This window comes from Liquorilactobacillus mali KCTC 3596 = DSM 20444 (assembly GCF_000260415.1).
GTDB classification, from domain to species: Bacteria; Bacillota; Bacilli; order Lactobacillales; family Lactobacillaceae; genus Liquorilactobacillus; species Liquorilactobacillus mali.
The window spans coordinates 1-21,428 of sequence record NZ_BACP01000036.1 but is presented as its reverse complement, the minus strand read 5'-3'; the positions used below and the strand labels follow the sequence as shown (position 1 = coordinate 21,428).

The window sequence follows — 21,428 nt, the reverse complement described above, 5'->3', positions numbered from 1 at the left end:
TTTCGTATATATTTCAGATATTAACTAGAGGGGTGCTAATATGAAAGTCATTGATTTGAAATATCCATATGATTTAAAAAAACTTAGTGATACACATAAGGTAGTACTTGCCTTAGGCTTTTTTGATGGTGTTCATTTAGGACATCAAAAGGTTATTAGTGAGGCTAAAAAGACAGCATTAAGAAAAAAGTTGCCACTTGCAGTTATGACATTCGATAAACATGCATCGGAAGTATTTAGTGGACCAAATGAGCCCTTTAAAATAAGGTATCTATGCAACTTATCTCAGAAAAAGCAACTTTTGGAAAATGCCGGAGTTGACATTTTGTACGTCGTAGATTTTACGAGAAAATTTGCAGTATTATCTCCATATGAATTCGTTGAAGATTTTATTGTTAGATTGAATAGCGATTCTGTTGTTGCAGGATTTGACTATACATTTGGAAATCATGGGACAGCAAACATGGAAAAGATGCGGATGTATAGTGAGGGACGTTTCAATGTTACCACAGTTCCAAAGGAAACATATCAAGGTGAGAAGATAAGCTCGACATTAATTCGACAATTAATTAAATTAGGTGAAATAAGTTTTGCAAATGAATTATTGGGATATGCCTATGAAATTGAGGGTAATATTTCTGTGAGAAAAGGTAAACAAAGTTTTAATAAATTTAGTCTAAAAAATGAATTTCAAGTTCGGCCAGCAGACGGTATTTATAGTGGTGAAGCAGAGACATCAATGGGAAAATTTTCAGTACAAATAAAAATGATAAATAATAACGTTGAAATAAGCAGTAATGTTAATAAGTTATTAAATGGGGAAAATATAAAAATCAGATTTTTTAATAATAAAACATTCCAAAGGCACACAAGTGTTATGAACATACTGCAGAGGCTAAATTAACAATATTTTTGAGGAGAAATAAATAATGAAAAAAATAAATTTAAATACCCAAGGTCGTAATGGAAAAATAGAATTTGAAGTCGATATTGAAAAAAACAAGATTAAGGATTTAAAAATTATAAATCACATGGAAACGCCTGGAATATTTAACCAAGTTTTTAGCAAATTAAAGAGTGATGTAATTTCTAATCAAAGCTTTGATGTTGATACGATTAGCGGCGCGACAATAATGACCAAGTCAATTTTAGATACCGCAAAAGAAGCAATTACTGACAATGGAATACATTTAAACGGCAAGAAATCTGAAAATACGCAAGTTCAGAAAAAAAAGGAAATAGTTACAGATACTTTAGTCATAGGTGGTGGTGGTGCTGGATTAGTAGCAGCTAGTAAGGCACTATCATTGGGTTCTAAAGTTATTTTGCTAGAAAAAAATGGATATCTGGGTGGCGCGACAATCTTGAATGGGTCAAATGTTGTGGGTACAGGTTCAAAAACAAGTAAAAAAATATTTGAATCGGACTACGGTGATTCCCCTGGTCTTCTTGCAAAGGATGTTTCTAAAGAATCAAGGCAAACAAATTATACTGATTTAACAAAAATCATGGTAGAAAATATTGGAAATGCAATTGATTTTGTTAGTGATTTTGCAAATTTAGATTATAGGAAAGCACAAACACAGACACCTGAACATAGTGTGGAACGACAGATTGAATTACCTAGCTCGAGTAGTTATGAATTTATCGACAAAATGGCTAAAGCATTTTTTAAAAAGGGTGGGGAGATTCTACTAGATGTTCGAGTGGAAAACATGACCATCGAGAAGAACATGGTGAAGGGGGTCATTGCAGAAAGTAAATATGTCTCTTATTATATCAAAGCCAAAAGTGTGATATTAGCGTCCGGAGGATATGGAGCTAAAGTACTAAAAGAAGGAAAGGGTGAGGGAATTGATTATTATGGACCCATGACTTCTACTGGAGACTCATATCAATTTACACATTCACTATCGTTGAAAGCTCATGACCAGAATTGGCTTAAGGTCTATCCCCATGGTGTTGAGGTGGAGCCTGGAATTGCTAAGCTAACAACTTATGCTTCTAAAATGGCAACAGATATGGGAGCTATCTATGTAAATAAAAAAGGCCAAAGAATAGTTAATGAGTCGGACGTTTATACAAAACTTCGAGATGCAATTTTGGAACAATCAGAGAGGATTGCATACTTAATTATGGATGAAAGAACATGGAAGGAGTTCTATAAGTTATTAGTGTTACACGACTTTTCTAAAAATGAAATAAAAGAATATTTGAAAAACGATGGGAGTAAGATTCCTATTTTTGTAAAAGGATCACTTGAAAAAATTGCTAATAAAGCAAACATTGACGAACAAGGATTAATAAAAACATTGGAGAAGTATGAGGAATATGCGGTAAATGAAGAAGATCCTGAATTTGGCAGGGCCGCTGATTATCTTCATTCGTTTGAGGGCAGTATTTTCTATGCTGTGGAACAAAGAGATAGATTTGCTACTACTTTAGGTGGATATATAGTTGATGAAAAAATGAATTTACTTAATAGTGCTAATCGTCCAATCAAGAATTTATTTGGTGCTGGTGAAATTATTGGTGGAGCGAATGGACATGATTCAATGCCAAGCATGATGAATAGTTGGAGCTTTTCTTCTGGTTTTGCAGCGGGTCGAGCAGCAATTATTTACGAGGATAAAATGTAAATAAAGAAATTTAATAATATCAAATGAAGAAATACTGTGACTGTCTTTCTCAAATTTTAAATTGATTTAATTTGGAGAAACTAGTTACAGTTTTTTTGTTAGAATTTGTTTAATTATAGAATGAGTTGAATTTAAATATTTATAATGGCAGGCAGTTTAGAAAAAATAAGATGAAGAATAATAAAATGATTCCTAATAAGTCAGAATCAATTCGTCAACGGATATTGAGTAGAAAATTCAATAGAATTTTTTTATGAATTATTCAAATTTAATTTATTTATTATATTGTTTTTTTGACTATAATATGTGAATAAGGTAACAAAAAATAAAAAGAATACCTTGTTTTCTTGGTGTGCAGTGTATCTTAACAATATTATTTTATTTTTTTTCAACTTAATTTCCTGTTTTTAAAGGAATTTAGATAGTACAAGGTAGGAGCCTAAATAAATTAGCAAAAATATTATTATTTTAAAGCTTGATTTTGATATCACAAATAACAAGGAGATGTTTTTGAAAATAAAATAAATATTATAGTTTATTTTTTGCTAATGATTATTTGCATTAAGTTAGTTTTAAATAACAAAGTCATATAGAGAATAAAACGTAACTTTCAAGAAGGAGAGAATTACTGATGAATAGATACCCACATATTTTTGAACCTATTACGATTAATGGTATGACACTAAAGAATAGGATTGTTATGCCCCCGATGGGATCTAATTTTGCTAATTACGATGGTACAATTAATGATAATCATATTAAATATTATGAGCAAAGAGCAAAGGGTGGGACAGCCTTAATTACATTGGAAAATGTTTGTTTTGACTATCCAATGGGGACAAATGGAACTACCCAATTAAGGATGGATAATGATCAATTCTTACCAGGCCTTTGGAAATTTAATGAGAGGATGCATGCTTATGGTGCATGTACTTCCGTCCAGATTAACCATGCTGGAGCATCTGCAACTAATTTGAGGTTAAATGGAATTCAACCGGTATCTGCATCGGACGTACCTTCTAAAAAAGGAATGAATTGTCCTCGACCTTTAACAGTTGAGGAAATAAAGTTGATTGTCAATAGGTATGCAGCAGCAGCAGATCGTGCAAAAAGAGCTGGTTTTGATTGTATTGAAATTCATGCTGGTCATAGCTACTTACTTGATCAGTTTCTTTCACCACACTATAATCACAGAAATGATCAGTATGGTGGCTCGGTAGAAAATCGAGCAAGATTTGCAAATGAGGTTTTGGAATCTGTCCGAAAAGCTGTTGGCCCACGTTTTCCAATTTCTGTAAGAATCAGTGCCGATGAGTTTGTTAAGGATGGAAATACAGTAGAAGACGTGTTGGAATTATTGAAATATTTCAGCAAAGAAGCTGATATATTAAATGTTTCTGCAGGAATCAATGATAACTTACAATATCAAATTGATAAGATGAACCTACCAGATGGTTGGCGTTCTTTCATGGCACAGAAAGTAAAAAATAAGTTCAATAAAGTCACTATTACTTCCGGAAACTTTAGGTCTCCGCAAGTAACTGAAAGAGTATTGGAAACAGGACAGGCTGATTTGGTAGCGATGGGACGGGGGTTGATTGCAGAACCTAACTGGGTCAATAAGGTAAAGTTTGGAAATGAAGAAATGCTGAGAAAGTGTATCTCATGTAATATTGGCTGTGCAGACCATCGAATTGGTAAGGGTCTTCCTTTACGTTGCACCGTGAATCCTGATGTAATCGGCGAAGATGATTTTAAACGAGACAGATTAAAGAATAAAATTAAGATAGTCGTAATTGGTGGAGGAACAACTGGACTTGAGGCAGCTTGTTCTGCTGCAGAAATAGGAGCAGAGGTTTATTTATATGAGAAAAAAAGCTATTTGGGCGGATTAGCACATGAGATTGCTCGGCTGCCTGACAAGCACAGAATAGATGATTATGTAAACTATTTACAAGTGAGAGCAGAACATTTGAGCAACCTTGTAATACATCTAAATGAATATGTGGATTTAGATATAATTAAAAATCAAAAGCCAGATATTATTGTTAACGCAACTGGTGCCCATCCATTTTTACCATCAATTGAAGGCTTGCAAGAAGCACGCACGGGAAACAATTCACATGTATTTGATATTTTTGATTTACTGAATAATTTAGAAGATTTCAATCAAGGAGAAAATATTTTGGTGATTGGTGGAGGTGCCGTTGGTCTAGATGTGATGGAATATTTTACAGAACATCAAAATTGTAAAGTAACGATGGTAGAACTGTTACCTGAAATAGGAAAAGACTTGGATATAATTACTAAACTTGGGATGAAAGAATTATTAGATAAATATAACGTTAAACAATTTGTTGGGACTAAGTTGTTGTCAATTTCAAACACAGCAGCAGTTGTGAGTTGTGCGGGTAAAGAAAGAAAATTACTTTTTGATAAAGCTTTTGTATGCTTAGGAATGAGAAGCTACACCCCAGGCTTTGACGATTTACAACAATTTACACAAAATGAAGGAATAACACTATTGAATATTGGAGATTCAAAACGAGCTCGGCGAATTTATGAGGGGACACAAGAGGCTAGAGGAATTATAAACGAAATTCATCTGGTTGATAAATACAAAAAAATTTAGAGGTTGGTTAATAAATAGCAAAATTTCAGTAAAAGTTAAAAAATTGATGGTTTTTTAACGTTACATATTTTAAATTAAACATTCAGACTGTACTAATCTAGGTAGCCACTAAATTATTTAGTTAAGATTGCAAGAAGCATCATCCCAAGTAATTAGAATTTACTTCCAAAGTGTTTCACGTGAAAAATAAAATGGTATTGTTATAAAATCAAAAAAATTGTGTTATGAAAGATTACTCATACACAATTTCTTTGATAATTACATAAATAAGTTTTATATCATCAACTATTTGATACATTATTCTAGTTATAAGTCTTCAACAACAACATACGTCATGTCAAGTGGACCATGGACACCAACAACAAGGACCATTTCGATATCACCAGAATTTGACGGCCCAGTAATAAAGTTAATGTTTGAAGTTGTTAATCTACCAGAGGTGATGGCTGCTTCGTATTTGCGCATAGCCTGCCTGCTGCGGGAAAGAATATGGCTTTTAGGAATAATGCTGAGATAGTGAGTTGGCAAGAAGTGGAAACCACGCCCTTGTCCAGGAGTAGTAGCGACCGTAATTGTGCCAGACTCGGCTAGTAAATAATCAGCAAATCCAATTGCTCCATCTGCAGCATTTGCTTTAGCGAGATTTTCAGTACGTGAACTCTCAGGAGCCCAAAATTCTGCAGAATCTACAAGCTTATTCTCCCAATCAGACAATCCAAAAGTAGTCCATTTATCACAGGTAGGCAGTATTAAATTGTTAATGTCCTTTGCACTCAAAAAATCGTTTAATAAAGCTGAAAGCGAGCTTCTATTAGTTTTCTCAAAAGTAACATGGACTGCTTCACTATTTTTTTGCGCAAGCTCAAGCAATTCATCTTGGGACTTACCAGCTAAGGTTGATTCCGGTAAATCATTGATAGGAACGAAGGGATGATTTTTCAACTGATGCCTAGGCCTACCAGCCTTAGTTGCGATTTTATCAAGAAAGATTTCGCGATTTGAATTAGTCATGTGAAACACCTTCTTGCTGTTCTTTTTTATGTTTCTTATACCAACTCCTGAAATCATCGGAATGCTTTGGGGGTCTTGCCAGGTCACGAACATCAGTCCAACCGGAGGCAATTGAAGGGGCCTTCTCAATATGACCATAGTTGAACAGATTATCAACTGAAGTTTCTTTACTCTTAGACAAAGGTGCTGATCCCATATGGGCACCTTCCAAGGCAATCTTGAAGAGAATTGGAGAGCTTGTGGCAACTCCAGCACCTTTCATCAAAACATTATTGAAGCTGTGATCCATCTTTAATTTATCCATCATAACTTTACGATGTTTGATAAGTAATTGATGTAAAGGAATTCTCACAGGACATGTCTCGGTACAAGCGGCACAAAGACTTGAAGCAAACGGTAAATCACCAAATTTCTCATAGCCATCAAGTACTGGGGATAAGACAGCTCCGATTGGGCCAGGATAAATTGAACCATAGCCATGTCCACCGATATGACGATAAATTGGGCAGACATTTAAGCAAGCACCACAACGAATACATTGCAAAACCGGCTCAAAATCTGTTCCAAGAGCATTTGATCGACCATTATCTAAAATAACAACATGAAAATCAGTAGGTCCATCGCTTTCTCCATTAACTTGTGGTCCACTGAATGAACAATAGCTGGTTAACTTTTGACCAACTGCGCTTCGAGATAACATATTATCTAGGACTTCTGCTTCCTTAAGACTTGGTACAATTCTTTCCATTCCCATGACAACAATTTGTGTCTTTGGGATAGCCATTGTTAAGTCAGCATTTCCTTCATTAGTTACAAGATTAATCATGCCATTATCAGCAATGGCAAAATTACAACCAGTAATTCCCAAATCGGCTTGCATAAAATACTCACGAAGATATTTTCGTGCAAATTTAGCCATTTCCTCAGGGTCGTTGCTGCCCGAGTAACCAAGCTTCTTAAAAACATTTTGGATCTGATCACGATTTTTGTGCAGGGTAGGAAAAACAATATGTGTTGGTTCATCCCAGTTGTCTTCTTGCAAAATGAATTCTGCAAGATCAGTTTCCATTATTGAAGTTTCTGGAAGGGACAATAATGCTTTATCAAGATTGATTTCAGTTGTAACCATTGATTTTGATTTTACGATTCTATGTGCTTTCTTCTCTTTTGCAATTTTTTTAATATAATTTACGGCCTGTTCATCAGTTTGAGCAAAGAAAACATGACCGCCCTTTTTCTCAACGTTATCACTAAATTGTTCCAAGTAATCCGGTAGGTATTTAATAACGTGCTGCCGAATTTGTTCACCTAAATCGCGCCATTGTTCCCAATTACCGAGTTCTTCTCGAGCAGCAGTTCTTTTGTCCCATTGTGCATCTTGCGCCTTTGCAACTGATTGCTGCATAAAGTGGTCATTTTCAGATTCTTTGACACGTGTTAAAAAGGGTTTATCACTAGTTGATATTGTCATAATTGCCTCCTTCTAAACAGTAGTTGGCTGATTTTTGTACCGGATACGACTGGCATCCACATTATGATTGAGTACCTCTGCAATATGCATAATTTTGATATTTTCATTTCGACGACTGAAACGGCCACCAATATTCATTAGACAGGATGCATCGGCACTAATTAAAACCCGTGCACCCGTACTGATAATTGAGTCCACTTTTTCATCAACCATTTGTTTTGAGATTTCCGGTTCCTTAACGGAGAAAGTTCCTCCAAAGCCGCAACAATTCTCAAGATGAGGGAGTGGAACCATTTTTAAGTCTTTAACATTGTCTAATAAAGCAAAAGGAGCGGTTTTTTCACCGAGCAGCCGAGTCATGTGGCAAGATCGGTGATAAGTTGCAACGGCATCAAGTTGTGCTCCTGCATCAACAACGCCCAAAATATTATAAACAAACTGTGAGAACTCATAACTTTTATCGGCCAATTCTTGTGCTTTTTTGGAGTAGTCAGGATTATCTTTTAGAATGTGCGGATATTGACGTAGCATCGCAACACAAGAGCCTGCTGGACCAACGATATAATCAGCATCGGTAGATAACAATGCATCAATTTCGTTGTAAAAAACTTTGTTGCTTTCTTTATGGTAGCCACTGTTATATGTAGGTTGACCACAGCAAACCTGATTAGTTGGTAGAGAAGTTTCACAACCGATTCTTTCTAGTACTTCGACCATCGCTTGTCCAACATTGGGAAAGAGTAGGTCGACGACACATGTTGAAAAAATTGCAACTTTCATAAGGCACCTCCAAAAATAATTGGGAACAGCATCAAAATTTACGATAGAAAAGATAACACCATTTATTCAAGGCCATTATAGCTCAAATCAAATTAAATTAGAATAATTACAAAACAAAAAAATAAAAAAGTAACCCGTTAAAGTGTCCCATTAAAAGATCGCTTTAAGGTGCTACTTTTTTATTCTTTAGTCAATACTAATCAGTAGGACTTTCATCTAAGTAAGCACTAATCATCCAAATTATTTTATCGGTGTCACTCTTATATCCATTTAGAATATCTTGAGTTGGGAAATCCTTTTCCTCATCAGTAACCTCTATCCCGATTTGGTACTGATCACGCAAATATTTAAACTCATCTAACAATCTACTCATTAATTCAGGCAAGGTAAACTGATTAAATTCGATTTTTTCGTCTGGCAAACCAGTATTAGAAATAAATTCTTTGACTGTAGCATAAGGACTTCCACCCAACGCAATAAGTCTTTCAGCGAGTTCATCAAGTTGTTCACCCAACTGATCTTTATAATCATCCATTAGTGGATGCAGATGAAAGAAATTCTTACCACGCATATACCAGTGGGTTTGTTGAATATTATTTTGCAGTTGAGTCAAATCTGCTAATAGCTGGTTTAACTGTAACTGTGTTTTGGAAGAATCAATTGTTTTCGTCATTCTTGAGTACCACCTTTCATTATTTTTGATACACCCTAATCTTATATTGAAACTTATTCACAATCAAGGAAAGAGCATTACCGTACTGAACCAGATTTACAGCTCTTCCAAGATTAATAAAGTTGGCTATTGAGAATGAATTAAGGTATTTAAAAATAACAAATTTAAAAGCAAATAAAAAACTGGCAGCCAGTAATGAGCCAGTCACCAGTTTCATATCTGTTTGTTTGAATACATGAAATTATATTGAAGAATTTTAAGACAGACGATTGATGAAATCAGCAAAGGTGACCATCGCACTGCCAAGAAACTTAATAGTTCCTTCATTAGTAATTTTCAAATCATCATCAAGTAGTTCTGTGACATTACCAATATATAGTTCAGGTTGTTGAATAGTAGGCATGTTGAGAAATACTAATGATTGACGAAGGTGATGGTTAGCACCAAAGCCACTAATTGCACCTGGTGAGACGCTCAGAATAATTGCTGGCTTTTTGTCCCAGACACTTGCTCCATAAGGACGTGAACCAACATCGAGTGCATTTTTTAATGCTCCAGGAACAGAACGGTTAAATTCAGGTGTTGCAAAAATCACTGCATCGACAGTTTTCATTGCCTCACGGAACTCAGTCCAGCTTGCAGGAACTCTACCTTCATCATCCAAATCCTGATTGTATAAATCGAGCTTGCTAATATCAATTTTTTTAACTTCAAATCCTTCGGGCAATTGTGCAGCCATTTGTTCGGCTACAGCTCTAGTAAAAGAACCTTTTCTTAAACTACCAACGATTAGACCAACTGTTTTAGTCATTAAAAATCACTCCTTATTTTTTATGTTCTTGACACAGTAACTATAACAACATGTGATAAAAAAAGCAACAACTTTTACTTTGATTATCAATAATTATTTTATTGTAAATTTTATTTAATTTAGATTCATGTGAGATGTATCTATTGGGTAAAAAAGACATATGACGCTACAATGTTAGTGAAGTCAATTAATTATCGAATGAAATAAGCTCTGGAGTTTCTCTGTAATTAGTTTTTTCCACAGTCAATTAGCTGTTTATTACACAAAAAACTCCGTGGTCTTGGGGTTAACCACGGAGAAAGGGAGTAGAGAAAAAACGAATTTTAGTAGTCTATAGCATCTCCGTTTTGGGGGAGCGGGATGTTTTGTATCAAGACTATGGTTATAGTATAGGATTCAAGTTTGAAAAAACTATGAATAATAGTTAATGAATAATAGTGCTTTTTGTTAAGCTAACATTAAGATAAGGAAGGATTTGAGATATTAATTATATTTCTTGACACTCAAAGAAATGAATACTAGTATTTTAATATACTTACAAAAAATAAGAATATAATTGAAGAAGGCGGTAAAAAAAATGATAAAACCAGAGGAATTAATTTTTGGTCTGGATTCATTCGGAGATATTCCACAAGATGAAGACGGCAAATCCTTCACACAGGCTGAAGCTATCAGACAGGTGGTTAAGGAAGCAAAAATGGCTGATGAATTAGGAATTGATGTCATAGCCTTGGGGGAACATCATCGAGTTGATTATGCAATTTCAAGTCCGGATACAGTTTTAGCTGCAATCGCATCTATCACGAAAAAAATTACGTTGGCTACGGGAGTTACAGTGTTGAGTTCAGATGACCCAGTGAGAGTATATGAACGTTTCGCAACCCTTGAAGCAATATCAAGAGGACGTGCAGAAGCCGTGTTAGGCAGGGGATCATTTACAGAATCCTTTCCATTATTTGGATATGATCTACAAAATTATGATATTCTCTTTGAAGAAAAACTTAACTTGTATTCTAAGTTATTGGAAGAAAAACCAGTAACTTGGGAAGGCACAACTAGAGCGGCATTAAAGGATGCTGATGTTTTTCCAAAAACGGATAATGGCAAGATAGCAACAAGAATTGCAGTTGGTGGTTCGCCTGAATCTGTTGTGAGAACTGCAAGATACGGGTTTCCATTGACTTTAGCTATTATCGGAGGCTCACCTGAGAGATTCAGTGCATATATTGAGTTATATAAAAAAGCTGCGGCAAAGTTTGAACAACCGGTCTATCCAGTTGCAGTCCATTCACATGGAGTGATTGCAGATACGGATGAAGAGGCAATTGAATTAGGGTGGAATCATATCAGAGCGAGTTTTGTAAGAATCGGGCAAGATCGTGGCTGGACACCAATGTCGCGGGAACAATATGAAGGCGAAGTTCAGAATGGTTCATTCTATGTTGGTTCACCCGAAACGGTGGCAAAGAGAATTGCTAGAATGATCAAGATTTTAGGCATAGGAAGATTTGAATTAGTGTACGGTGCTGGAGGATTGTCAGCAAACGCCCGTGAACGAACAATTGAACTGTATGCTACTAAGGTAATTCCAAGGGTGCGTGAGCTATTAAGCGAGGGATAGAAATGGTGAAAAAAATTGGAATTTTAGGAGCTGGGAAATTAGGAATGGTATTAGGCCAACTCGCCTCAAGAGCAGGATATCAAGTATATATTGCTGGCTCAGGTAGTCCTGAAAAGATTGCATTAACGGTGGAGGTATTGTTACCGGGTGCTAAGGCACTCATCGCAAAAGAAGTTGTAGAAAAGACAGATACTGTTATTCTAGCTCTTCCGTTAGGTAAATATCAGACACTTTCTATTGATCAATTAGCAGACAAACTTGTAATAGATGCGATGAATTATTGGTGGGAAGTTGATGGGCAGCGTCCAGAGCTAACTGATGTTAGTAGTTCATCAAGTGAATTAGTCCAAAGTTATCTAAAGAAAAGTATTGTCGTAAAAGCTTTCAATCATATGGGGTACCATAACTTGTATGATGAAGCAAAATCTAAGGGACAGAGAACGCGAAAAGCGATTGCAATAGTTGGTGACAACAAGGATGCAGTCCAAAAAGTTGCTGCAATAGTTGATGATTTTGGCTTTGATCCTTTGGATGGAGGCAATCTTTCTCAGGGAATCCGCATGGAACCGGGAAGCCCAGTTTTTGGTGCAAATTTAGAATATGATGAATTGAAAGCAGCACTAGCTTCTTTTGAAACAACAAAAAGAGGAATAGAGGCAAAAAAGGCAGGCAATCTTGCTATGAAATAAAAAATAATTTGCTGACTATAGTTACTAGGTTGGTCAGCAAATTATTTTTTTACTTTTTTAAAGTGTATTTTTTGATTTTAGGGGAACAACACTTTTTGATATTCTCGCAAATCGGCCACGATAGATACTTTAACTTTATCTTCAAAGCTGTTTCTCCAGTTTTAAGTGAAAGAGCTGTGTGTCCAAGCTGCTGATAATAGAGAAAAGGTGTAGTTGATATTGAAATTGATTGAATTTTGTTCAAAGGGCAGAGATATTCATTGAGTATAAAAAAATGAACAGTTCTAACTGTGAGTAACCCTTTTTCATAATATGTGCTAGATTGAGTTTTAGTTTTCCAAATAGAATTAATAACTGACAATAGGGTGAAAGAAATTATTAATATACCAAATAAGAATTTCCAACCGCTACTACTATTCCAAAAAAATAGCGGAATTAGTAAGAAAAGGCCTAGAAAATGAAATCGGCTGAATAAAAAATAATGCGGTGGACATGGGAATGATTGTGGTTCCTTTTGATTAAATTTTTCAGTGAACTCGGGTATAATTTGTGCAAGTTTAGTGGATAATAAACGACGATTTATTATCGGAAAAAGAAAAAAGGTAGTGTCTTCGGTATTTTCATTGTTTTCACTTTTTTTACCAGATGCCAATAAAAGTTCAACGGTTCTAAGGCTTAAGAGAATTTGTAATAAAGATCCCTTTGTGTGAATAGCCTGAATCCGTTCGATTGGAACACTTAAAATGGTGCGCGTAAAAAATCCGCGTTCTATAATTATGTTATCGAGCTCTCGGTATACCTTGAATTTGTAATATTTAAAAATATTCTTCGCAATAGATACAAAAATGGTAACTATAATAATTATGATTATGAATGAAGAAATGATGAATAGTCCACTTGCAGCCACCCTATTCAAAAATGGGTTCAGATATTTATTAGAAAAATTACTAAAATGATAAACTGCAGCAATTAATCCTAGTAGACCGGAAATAACATTAAAATCAACTAGTGAAAAGACGATAATATCATTCAAAGATACAGAATACCGTTCTTTATAGTGTTGTTCGTTAGCTTGTTTGATATCTGTTTCAATAATGTCATTTTTTCCAAGCCGCAGTTTTTCAAGTAAATCATATGTTGACAGGGGTACTAGCTCCAATATCGTACTTTCAACCTTGCTACCTGAACTAGCAGTCTCAATAGTAAGCTTAATAATTCGAAATGGACGAAATAAGAACCATGATTCCTGATGAATTGACTGGATTCTCGAAAAAGGGATGATTTGTTCACGTTTAAAAAATATACCAGTTTTAATTGATAGAGTTGTGGAACTAATTTGGTATTTAAATGTAACCCAGCGGTATGCATTAAATATAATTGCTGCTGCAATTAAGGCACCAAAGATTGAAGTACTAGAAAGCCAATTAAATTTATTACTGGGATTACGTAAGATATCGAAAATTAGTATGAGTATGAAAGAAAATGACCATGAGATACTCTTTTTTAGTATTACAAGGGGATGAAGTCGTTGATATTTAGACATCTTCGCGAATCACCTCGACTAACTCCAGTATTTGTGTACGCAAGTTGGCAGCTGTTTTAATATCCAATCCACTTAAGTGGTGAGTACTCGCAGCAGTATGAATTGATAACTCGGTCAGACCCATTAAACGAAGGATCGGTCCTTGAGAAGTTTCAATGTGCTGTATCCGGACTAAGGGTATATAGATAGTTTTGCGAAAGAAAAAGCCAGTTTGAATTGCAACTTCTGTTTGATTGATTTCATAACGGTGAAAAAAGTATTTATATGGAATTAAAATTAAAGAAAAAACAGCTATTGATGTCACAATGATTATAAGAATTAGTTCAGATTTATTTATCCAGGTAGAGTGCCAAAAAATTTTAGCAAGAAAGTGGAGTGCCTCAATAACAACAATTGAAGTAAAAAAGGTTATTAGATCTTTTATAATCCAAGCTTTCTTGATGGATGAAGGCATTTTGTTCTTTAGTAAAATATATGTATTCATGAATGTTACCAACTTTCAAGATAGTATTCATAAATGATAGCAAAATGTAATGAGACATGTAAAGGTACAAAAAAACTAGACTTTTAAAAAGTAAGCATTGACAAGAAAGAAAAAGTTAACTACAATTAAACGTGTTATAGAAAAGATAACAAATCAATTCATGTCAGGAGAATTTTTAATGGAACAAAAACTTATCGGATTATTAAAAAATAGACGTTCAATTTATGCTTTGGGAAAAAATGTTAGCGAATCAAAAGAAGAAATAGTTAATCTGGTTAAAAACGCAATCAAGGAATCGCCTACAGCTTTTAACAATCAATCAGTACGTGCTATCGTTCTTTTTGGAAATGCATCAGATAAGGCTTGGGACTTAGTAGCTGAAAGATTGAAGTCCGAGGTACCGACAGAGGAAGCATATGCAAAAACAAAAGAGAAAATAAATTCATTTAAAGCTGGTTTTGGGACAATCTTATTCTTTACGGACCAAACGATAATTGATGATAATAAGGCACAGTTTACTTTATATGCCGATAACTTCCAAGATTGGTCTGAACAAGGACTTGGTGGGGCTCAACAAAGTGTGTGGGTTGCTTTAGCAGAAAATAAGTTGGGTGCAAGTTTGCAACATTATAATCCACTTATAGATGATGCTTTTAAGGAGGCATTTAATATTCCTGAAGGCTGGGTTTTGCGCGCAGAAATGCCATTTGGATCAATTGAAGCAACACGCGAAGAAAAAGTTTACGTGGATGATGATAAACGTGTAATTGTAATTGAAGACTGATTTTTTTAAGAACCTATCTGTCAAGAGATGGATAATCTTGTAAATAAGAGAATAATAAAGAGGGAATCGGGACAAAAGTTAAACTTTGGCCTGACTCCCTCTTTTTATATAAGAAAAAGAACTTTATTAGTCATTGTTTCTGTCTATTCACAGTAAGCTTTTCATAATGCTAAATGACATAAATATCTTGGAAAGTTGAAACATAACTTTTTGGAAGAGTGAGGGCATCAAGAAGATAGTTGTTAAAACTTCCAAACTGTTGATCGATTAATTTAAATGCATATGCTAAGTAATCTTGTTTAACATTTAAGGATACTTCTAATCCCGCTAATTTTTTAGGAGATAGTTTATCAGAGAAGGCATTTAGAATTTCCTTGTTAGCCTCTTTGCGAGCTTCATTTGTCTTTAAGTAATCTTTGTAGATATCATCTGAAGCAGCACCAGCAATTTTTAGAAGCAAAGCTGCAGCAAAACCAGTACGATCTTTGCCAGCAAAACAGTGAAAAATTATAGGTTGCGGATTTTTCACTAATTCCATGAGAAAAGTATGATAACCCGTTTGAGCAGAGTTGCCCAACACAAGTTCTGAGTACGCATCAAGCATTTGTGATTCTATGTTATCAGAAATGGTCATGTTTTTAAGACTTGGGTTAGCTCGACCTGCTTTGGACATCAAATTAATATTTTCATATTTAATTTTTCCAAATGGAGAATCTGGGCGCCGTTCTATTTCTTCTGGCCGTCTAAAGTCATATATTTTTTTTAGGTGTAGTTTATCTTCAAGAAAAGAGATATCATGGGTAGAAATGTTACACAATTCGCCACTTCTGAAAAATGTTTTTTCTCTTAATTGACCATGTGTAACAGGGACACCACCAATATCTCTGAAGTTTACAATGGTGGTTTTTTTCGTATAGTCAACACTCAAACAAATCACTCCCGTGTTATATTAGTTTTAAAGTACAACACTGATTGTACACTAAGGATGGGAAAAAAGTAAAAAGACAGCTAACTACTTTAAAAAATATTTGGGCACAAGTTTTATAATCTTTGTGAAAAAAAAACTAGTGATGATAATATATTATTCAAAAAATTTTAGGAGTAACTATTTTATGGATAAAGACAGAAAAATGTATGAAAAAATTATATGCATATTAGAGAAAGAAGACACAAAACTTACTACGGCAGAACTTGCTAGAGAACTTAGGATTAGTAAGAGAACTTTGTACATACTCTTTCCAAACAAAGCCGCAATTATCAATGAAACAATTGATTTTGTATTTTACAAGTTTAGAAATAGTTGGGAAAAAGCAGTAGGCAAGCTATTACTCTCAGATCTTTCAAGGTGTCGATGTAGCGATTTTCCTAATAATTCTGATGTAGATAAGCTAATCAAATTTGTAGTAAAAATTAAGAATGATTATCCAGAACAACAGGCTAAAATACAAGAGAAATTAGACGAATTGAGTGAGCTAATATATATATATGTGGTTGAAAATGAAAATATCAGGGTATTAACAAGTACAGAAAAAAAAGTTTTACAAATGTTGATACAGCAAATTTTTAAACGCCTATTAGGAGAAAAGTATCTCAAAGAAAACGGCTTGGACTTTAAAGAAACGGTAACGTCACTTTTCAGGATGATTTTTTTTGGAATAAAGTATTAACTCATTCCTGTAATGCAACGTTGAGGATATCATCTACATGAATTGAAACGGTATCGTATACAGTTATAGCGATATCTTTTTGGCTTAATATTAATGGAAGCTCGGTACAACCTAGAATTATTCCATCTAGGTTGTTTTTGGAGCTCATTTTTTTGATTATCTCAAGTAGTTTTTGCTTACTTTGAGTTGTTACGATACCAACCTCCAATTCCTTAGATATTATTTGGTGAATGGTATCGATTTGTTCGGCAGACGGAGTCACAAGATTGATGTCTGCAGATTGCAACCTTTTTTGATAAAAGCCAAGTTCCATTGTCATTTTTGTGCCAAGTAATCCAATCTTTGTTTGTTTGTTTTTCTTGATGGCAGCTAAGGTCGAGTCAACAATGCTTATCAAAGGCAGAGGGGAAACACTGACTAATTCATCAAAAACCATATGAGGTGTATTAGCTGTCAAAGCAGCAAGACTGGCACCTGCATTTTTCAGATTATTGAGACTAGTTAACAGTACCCGTAAAAGAGCTTGTTTATTTCCAGTTTCTTCTAATGTTAAGAGTTCAAAAACATCCAGACTGTCAATCACGATCGGTGGACAGATATTAGGATGTACTTGTTGAAATTTTGTCACCAGCTGTTGATAATAATCAATTGTCGAAACTGGTCCCATACCACCAATCAAACCTATTTTTTTCATAAAAGTACCTTCCTTAGAAATTAATTGATTAGTGATATTATACAACATAATATTTTGAGATAGAGCAAAGAATTGGTATACCTTAAAAGATTGTGAAATTTGTAATAAGATGTTTTGCACGATATGTTTGTGACAAAGTGAGCAGCTGAAACAAACGCTATTTTCAAAAAAAGAAAGCTCAATTTCTTGCAATCCCATGCTAATGGTATATGATAAATTTATAGAAAGCGCTATCAAAAATGGAGGCTAGATAAAATGACAGAGAATTACATTTTAACAATTGATGAAGGCACAACAAGTACAAGAGCTCTAATCATTGATCATAACGGTAAAATCGTAGCCGATGCACAACGCGAGTTTCCACAATACTTTCCAAATCCAGGTTGGGTCGAACATAATGCTAATGAGATTTGGAACGCTGTTTTATCGACAATAGCAAATGCATTCATTAATTCAGGAATACAGCCAAAACAAATCAAAGCTGTGGGTATTACAAATCAGCGTGAGACGACTGTAGTCTGGGATAAAGAAACTGGACTACCAATTTATAATGCAATTGTCTGGCAGTCTAGGCAGACAAATGAAATAGCGCAGGATCTTAAAAATAAAAAATATGCAAAGATGATTCATGAAAAAACAGGTTTGGTAATTGATCCATATTTTTCTGCCACAAAAGTACGTTGGATACTCGATCATGTTGAGGGAGCACAAGAGCGAGCAGAAAAGGGTGAACTTCTTTTCGGAACTATTGATACTTGGATTGCATGGAAGTTATCAGGCGGAGAGATTCATGTTACTGATTATAGTAATGCTAGTCGTACGATGCTGTTTAATATCCATGATCTTAAGTGGGACAAAGAAATTTTGCAATTATTGAATATCCCAGAAGTAATGCTGCCAGAGGTAAAAAGTAATTCGGAGGTATACGGAACGACTGCTAATTACCATTTTTATGGTAGTTCTGTTCCAATCGCGGGAATGGCAGGTGATCAGCAAAGTGCGTTATTTGGGCAACTAGCTCTAGAGTCGGGGATGGTTAAAAATACTTACGGCACTGGATCATTCATTGTGATGAATACAGGAACTGAACCAATAATGTCTGCAAACAATCTATTAACAACAATTGCATATGGAATTGATGGTAAAGTTAACTATGCTTTGGAGGGATCAGTTTTCGTTTCCGGTTCAGCTATCCAATGGTTAAGAGATTCAATGCAATTGGTTGATAGCGCACCGGATTCGGAAAAAGCCGCACTTGAATCTGAAAGTCAGGACGAAGTCTATGTTGTTCCTGCGTTCACTGGATTGGGTGCCCCATATTGGGATTCTGAAGCTCGCGGATCAGTTTTTGGGATAACACGTGGAACAAACCGAAAAGACTTTATCAAGGCCGTTTTACAGTCACTGGCATATCAATCAAAAGATGTGGTTGACACAATGTATGAAGATACAAAAATCAAAATACCAGTTTTAAGAGTAGACGGTGGAGCATCGAACAATAACTACTTAATGCAATTTCAATCTGATATTTTGAATGTACCGATTGAAAGAGCTGCAAATGTTGAAACAACGGCGATGGGCGCCGCTTTCTTGGCAGGCTTGGCTGTTGGATTCTGGGGTGGTGTTGATGAATTGAAGCAAATCTTCTCTGTTGGAAAGAAATTTGAACCAAATATGGATGAGGAAAGACGAAACGATTTATATACTGGGTGGAAACATGCGGTTAAAGCAACCATGGAGTTCAAGTATAATAAACGCCAGAAGTAATAGGAGGAATGTTGATGACTACTTTTAGTATGCAGACGAGAGAAAATAATTTACAGAAAATGCAGGATGAAGAACTCGATGTACTCGTAATTGGCGGCGGAATAACAGGTGTTGGAATTGCTTTAGATGCTGAGACTAGAGGGTTGAAGACGGGTTTGATTGAAATGAGAGACTTTGCTTCCGGAACTTCCAGCAGATCGACTAAACTTGTTCATGGTGGGTTGCGTTATCTTAAACAGCTTGCGATTCATGAAGTAGCAGAAGTTGGATCAGAACGTGCAATTGTATACGAGAATGCGCCACACGTAACAACACCACTGAAGATGATGCTACCATTTTATGCGGGTGGAACCTTTGGTAAATTCACAACAGCAATTGCTCTAGATGTTTATGATTATTTAGCAAAAGTTAAAAAAAGTGAGAGAAAGTTCATGCTTGCCCCTAGTGACTCTCTTAAACGCGAGCCGTATCTCAAGGCCGATGGATTGAAAGGAACAGGGGTATATGTTGAATATCGAACAGATGATGCCCGACTCGTGCTAGAGGTTGCAAAAAAGGCAAACGAGCAAGGAGTCTTGTTAGCAAATTATACAGAAGTTACGGACTTGACATACAATGGTCAAGGAAAAGTTAATGGTGCAAGATATGTTGATCGGGTCTCTGGTAACACAGGCACAATTTATGCAAAACGTGTTGTAAATGCTGCAGGTCCATGGGTAGATAAAATCAGGCAAATGGATGGTTCTGATGTGGGGAAGCATCTGCATCTTACTAAAGGTGTTCATTTGGTTGTTGATAATGCAAAATTTCCAGTTAAGAATGCGATTTTCTTTGATACACCATTCAACGATAAAAGAATGATGTTTGTCATCCCCCGTGAAGGAAAGACATATTTTGGCACGACTGATACTAGTTGGGATAAAGACCCGAAGGAACCATCAATTACAAGTAAAGATGTGCATTATATTTTAAGTGCTGTTAATCAGATGTTTGCGATTGAACCACTGACCTTTGCAGATGTTGAATCGGCTTGGTCGGGTGTTAGACCATTGATCCAGGAGGAAGGCAAGAGTCCATCTGAGATTTCACGTAAAGATGAAATATTCCATTCGGATTCGGGCCTGTATTCAATTGCTGGAGGTAAATTGACTGGATACCGTAAAATGGCGGAGAAAATTATTAATAAGTTGGCTAAAGATTTTGCGCAAGAGTATGGTGATTATCATTACGTGGATACACAAACAGAAAAATTGCCATTGTCTGGGGCAGATAGTAAAGGAAGCCAAGGCTTTAAAGATTTCTTCCCAGGAGCAGTTAAACGTGGAATTGATGCTGGCTTAGAGGAAGAGCAAGCTAAGGCATTAGTTCATCGCTATGGTTTAAATGTTGATGAAGTTTATAAGTTCTTAGAAAAGGCCAAAGAAGCAGATACAGAATTAGATCCTATTGATTATGCTCAATTACATTATGGTTTAGAAGATGAAATGGTAGTTCATCCAATTGACTATCTTCTACGCAGAAGCAGTCAGATGTTATTTGGGTTTAAACACATGGAGTCGGTTTATAAAGAAGTAATTGATGAAATGGCCAACTACTACGTTTGGGCAGATGAAACAAAGGAAAAGATGCTGTCCGAAGTTGAAAAACAGATTGAAATTAGACAGGCTTTCAAGAAAGAGGAAGTTACTAGCTAGTGGCTAGTAAGTTTTAAAATAATAAATGAGCCATATCCAAGTTGTCTGGATATGGCTCATTTATTTATTAGTCAATTTATTGTTAGTATTTGTCCAACATAGATAATGTCAGAACTTAAATGATTTGCCGATTTAATTTGTGTAACAGTTGTGTTGTATTTAACAGCTAGCTGCCATAAAGAGTCACCAGATTTAACTGTGTAAGACTTTTTAGCCGAAGAAGCTGAACTAGAACTGCTATTAGTTGTTGAACTAGTTGTAGTTGCCTTGTTTGAAATTTTCAGAGATTGCCCAATGTAGATAGTATTAGTATTCAAGGAATTCAGCTCTTTTAACTTATTCACTGTAAGTCCATATTTAGTAGCAATAGCCCAAAGCGAATCTCCTGACTTAACGGTATAAGCAGAAGTCGAGGAAGATGACGATGTTCCCGAATTCGAAGAACTAGAACTAGAAGAACTAGAGCTG

19 protein-coding genes are annotated in these 21,428 nt (G+C 35.3%); 9 read left to right on the top strand and 10 right to left on the bottom strand.

The window, feature by feature from the left end; genetic code table 11:
- Positions 1-40: 40 nt before the first annotated feature.
- From GSM_RS06495 to GSM_RS06485, 3 genes are all read left to right on the top strand, one after another.
- Entirely contained in the window at positions 41-904 is an 864-nt protein-coding gene (locus GSM_RS06495) for an FAD synthetase family protein (protein WP_003689079.1), read from the top strand.
- A 25-nt stretch (positions 905-929) separates the two neighbouring features.
- The gene (locus tag GSM_RS06490; RefSeq protein ID WP_003689077.1) at positions 930-2,639 is read left to right on the top strand and encodes an FAD-dependent oxidoreductase; all 1,710 of its coding nucleotides are present in this window, start codon (positions 930-932) and stop codon (positions 2,637-2,639) included.
- Between the two features lie 631 nt (positions 2,640-3,270).
- A complete protein-coding gene (locus GSM_RS06485) occupies positions 3,271-5,271 on the top strand; it encodes an oxidoreductase (protein ID WP_003689075.1) in 2,001 nt (666 codons plus the stop codon).
- A gap of 306 nt (positions 5,272-5,577) precedes the next feature.
- Here GSM_RS06485 and GSM_RS06480 read toward each other — a convergent pair whose 3' ends face one another.
- The 5 genes from GSM_RS06480 to GSM_RS06460 form a co-directional block, all read right to left on the bottom strand.
- On the bottom strand, positions 5,578-6,282 hold the full coding sequence (locus tag GSM_RS06480) for a LutC/YkgG family protein (RefSeq protein WP_003689073.1): 705 nt from the start codon (positions 6,280-6,282) through the stop codon (positions 5,578-5,580).
- The gene (locus GSM_RS06475) at positions 6,275-7,753 is read right to left on the bottom strand and encodes a LutB/LldF family L-lactate oxidation iron-sulfur protein (protein WP_003689071.1); all 1,479 of its coding nucleotides are present in this window, start codon (positions 7,751-7,753) and stop codon (positions 6,275-6,277) included. The genes GSM_RS06480 and GSM_RS06475 overlap by 8 nt, the downstream gene beginning before the upstream one ends.
- Before the next feature lie 12 nt (positions 7,754-7,765).
- A complete protein-coding gene (locus tag GSM_RS06470) occupies positions 7,766-8,533 on the bottom strand; it encodes a (Fe-S)-binding protein (RefSeq protein WP_003689069.1) in 768 nt (255 codons plus the stop codon).
- A 196-nt stretch (positions 8,534-8,729) separates the two neighbouring features.
- A complete protein-coding gene (locus GSM_RS06465) occupies positions 8,730-9,206 on the bottom strand; it encodes a Dps family protein (protein WP_003689067.1) in 477 nt (158 codons plus the stop codon).
- 256 nt (positions 9,207-9,462) lie between these two features.
- Positions 9,463-10,017, bottom strand: a complete 555-nt coding sequence (locus tag GSM_RS06460; RefSeq protein ID WP_003689065.1) for an NADPH-dependent FMN reductase — start codon at positions 10,015-10,017, stop codon at positions 9,463-9,465.
- 577 nt (positions 10,018-10,594) lie between these two features.
- Here GSM_RS06460 and GSM_RS06455 point away from each other — a divergent pair.
- Together GSM_RS06455 and GSM_RS06450 are read left to right on the top strand one after the other, a co-directional pair.
- Positions 10,595-11,638 (top strand): Atu2307/SP_0267 family LLM class monooxygenase, encoded by a 1,044-nt coding sequence (locus GSM_RS06455; RefSeq protein ID WP_003689063.1) that lies wholly within the window; start codon positions 10,595-10,597, stop codon positions 11,636-11,638.
- A complete protein-coding gene (locus GSM_RS06450; protein ID WP_201781410.1) occupies positions 11,635-12,327 on the top strand; it encodes an NADPH-dependent F420 reductase in 693 nt (230 codons plus the stop codon). Before GSM_RS06455 ends, GSM_RS06450 begins: the two co-directional genes overlap by 4 nt.
- A 49-nt stretch (positions 12,328-12,376) precedes the next feature.
- Here the strand turns inward: GSM_RS06450 and GSM_RS06445 are convergent, their stop codons facing one another.
- Positions 12,377-13,870 (bottom strand): PH domain-containing protein, encoded by a 1,494-nt coding sequence (locus GSM_RS06445; protein WP_003689059.1) that lies wholly within the window; start codon positions 13,868-13,870, stop codon positions 12,377-12,379.
- Entirely contained in the window at positions 13,863-14,354 is a 492-nt protein-coding gene (locus GSM_RS06440) for a PH domain-containing protein (RefSeq protein WP_003689056.1), read from the bottom strand. Before GSM_RS06440 ends, GSM_RS06445 begins: the two co-directional genes overlap by 8 nt.
- A gap of 178 nt (positions 14,355-14,532) precedes the next feature.
- Here GSM_RS06440 and GSM_RS06435 point away from each other — a divergent pair, with 178 nt between their 5' ends.
- Positions 14,533-15,138 (top strand): nitroreductase family protein, encoded by a 606-nt coding sequence (locus GSM_RS06435; RefSeq protein WP_003689054.1) that lies wholly within the window; start codon positions 14,533-14,535, stop codon positions 15,136-15,138.
- 169 nt (positions 15,139-15,307) lie between these two features.
- On the opposite strand, the gene GSM_RS06430 is transcribed toward GSM_RS06435, so the two are convergent.
- Positions 15,308-16,075 carry a tyrosine-protein phosphatase gene (locus tag GSM_RS06430; RefSeq protein WP_235720352.1) on the bottom strand — a complete coding sequence of 256 codons (768 nt, stop codon included), beginning with the start codon at positions 16,073-16,075 and terminating at the stop codon, positions 15,308-15,310.
- A 175-nt stretch (positions 16,076-16,250) separates the two neighbouring features.
- On the opposite strand from GSM_RS06430, the gene GSM_RS06425 reads away from it, so the two are divergent.
- Positions 16,251-16,805: a TetR/AcrR family transcriptional regulator gene (locus GSM_RS06425; RefSeq protein WP_003689050.1), complete on the top strand. Its 555-nt coding sequence runs from the start codon at positions 16,251-16,253 to the stop codon at positions 16,803-16,805.
- Between the two features lies 1 nt (position 16,806).
- Here GSM_RS06425 and GSM_RS06420 read toward each other — a convergent pair whose 3' ends face one another.
- The gene (locus tag GSM_RS06420) at positions 16,807-17,499 is read right to left on the bottom strand and encodes an aspartate/glutamate racemase family protein (RefSeq protein WP_003689048.1); all 693 of its coding nucleotides are present in this window, start codon (positions 17,497-17,499) and stop codon (positions 16,807-16,809) included.
- Positions 17,500-17,754: 255 nt separating this feature from the next.
- On the opposite strand from GSM_RS06420, the gene glpK reads away from it, so the two are divergent.
- Both glpK and GSM_RS06410 read left to right on the top strand, forming a co-directional pair.
- Entirely contained in the window at positions 17,755-19,266 is a 1,512-nt protein-coding gene (gene glpK / locus GSM_RS06415) for a glycerol kinase GlpK (RefSeq protein WP_003689046.1), read from the top strand.
- A gap of 14 nt (positions 19,267-19,280) precedes the next feature.
- A complete protein-coding gene (locus tag GSM_RS06410) occupies positions 19,281-20,960 on the top strand; it encodes a glycerol-3-phosphate dehydrogenase/oxidase (RefSeq protein ID WP_003689044.1) in 1,680 nt (559 codons plus the stop codon).
- A 71-nt stretch (positions 20,961-21,031) separates the two neighbouring features.
- Here the strand turns inward: GSM_RS06410 and GSM_RS14065 are convergent.
- Positions 21,032-21,428: LysM peptidoglycan-binding domain-containing protein (locus GSM_RS14065; RefSeq protein ID WP_010077919.1), on the bottom strand; the 397-nt coding region annotated here is incomplete at its 5' end.

What these genes read in the sequence shown, in the direction of transcription:
- GSM_RS06495 (WP_003689079.1), top strand. Translation starts at nt 41, where the DNA reads ATGAAAGTCATTGATTTGAAATATCCATATGATTTAAAAAAACTTAGT.
- GSM_RS06490 (WP_003689077.1), top strand. Translation starts at nt 930, where the DNA reads ATGAAAAAAATAAATTTAAATACCCAAGGTCGTAATGGAAAAATAGAA.
- GSM_RS06485 (WP_003689075.1), top strand. Translation starts at nt 3,271, where the DNA reads ATGAATAGATACCCACATATTTTTGAACCTATTACGATTAATGGTATG.
- GSM_RS06480 (WP_003689073.1), bottom strand. Translation starts at nt 6,282, where the DNA reads ATGACTAATTCAAATCGCGAAATCTTTCTTGATAAAATCGCAACTAAG.
- GSM_RS06475 (WP_003689071.1), bottom strand. Translation starts at nt 7,753, where the DNA reads ATGACAATATCAACTAGTGATAAACCCTTTTTAACACGTGTCAAAGAA.
- GSM_RS06470 (WP_003689069.1), bottom strand. Translation starts at nt 8,533, where the DNA reads ATGAAAGTTGCAATTTTTTCAACATGTGTCGTCGACCTACTCTTTCCC.
- GSM_RS06465 (WP_003689067.1), bottom strand. Translation starts at nt 9,206, where the DNA reads ATGACGAAAACAATTGATTCTTCCAAAACACAGTTACAGTTAAACCAG.
- GSM_RS06460 (WP_003689065.1), bottom strand. Translation starts at nt 10,017, where the DNA reads ATGACTAAAACAGTTGGTCTAATCGTTGGTAGTTTAAGAAAAGGTTCT.
- GSM_RS06455 (WP_003689063.1), top strand. Translation starts at nt 10,595, where the DNA reads ATGATAAAACCAGAGGAATTAATTTTTGGTCTGGATTCATTCGGAGAT.
- GSM_RS06445 (WP_003689059.1), bottom strand. Translation starts at nt 13,870, where the DNA reads ATGTCTAAATATCAACGACTTCATCCCCTTGTAATACTAAAAAAGAGT.
- GSM_RS06440 (WP_003689056.1), bottom strand. Translation starts at nt 14,354, where the DNA reads ATGAATACATATATTTTACTAAAGAACAAAATGCCTTCATCCATCAAG.
- GSM_RS06435 (WP_003689054.1), top strand. Translation starts at nt 14,533, where the DNA reads ATGGAACAAAAACTTATCGGATTATTAAAAAATAGACGTTCAATTTAT.
- GSM_RS06425 (WP_003689050.1), top strand. Translation starts at nt 16,251, where the DNA reads ATGGATAAAGACAGAAAAATGTATGAAAAAATTATATGCATATTAGAG.
- GSM_RS06420 (WP_003689048.1), bottom strand. Translation starts at nt 17,499, where the DNA reads ATGAAAAAAATAGGTTTGATTGGTGGTATGGGACCAGTTTCGACAATT.
- glpK (WP_003689046.1), top strand. Translation starts at nt 17,755, where the DNA reads ATGACAGAGAATTACATTTTAACAATTGATGAAGGCACAACAAGTACA.
- GSM_RS06410 (WP_003689044.1), top strand. Translation starts at nt 19,281, where the DNA reads ATGACTACTTTTAGTATGCAGACGAGAGAAAATAATTTACAGAAAATG.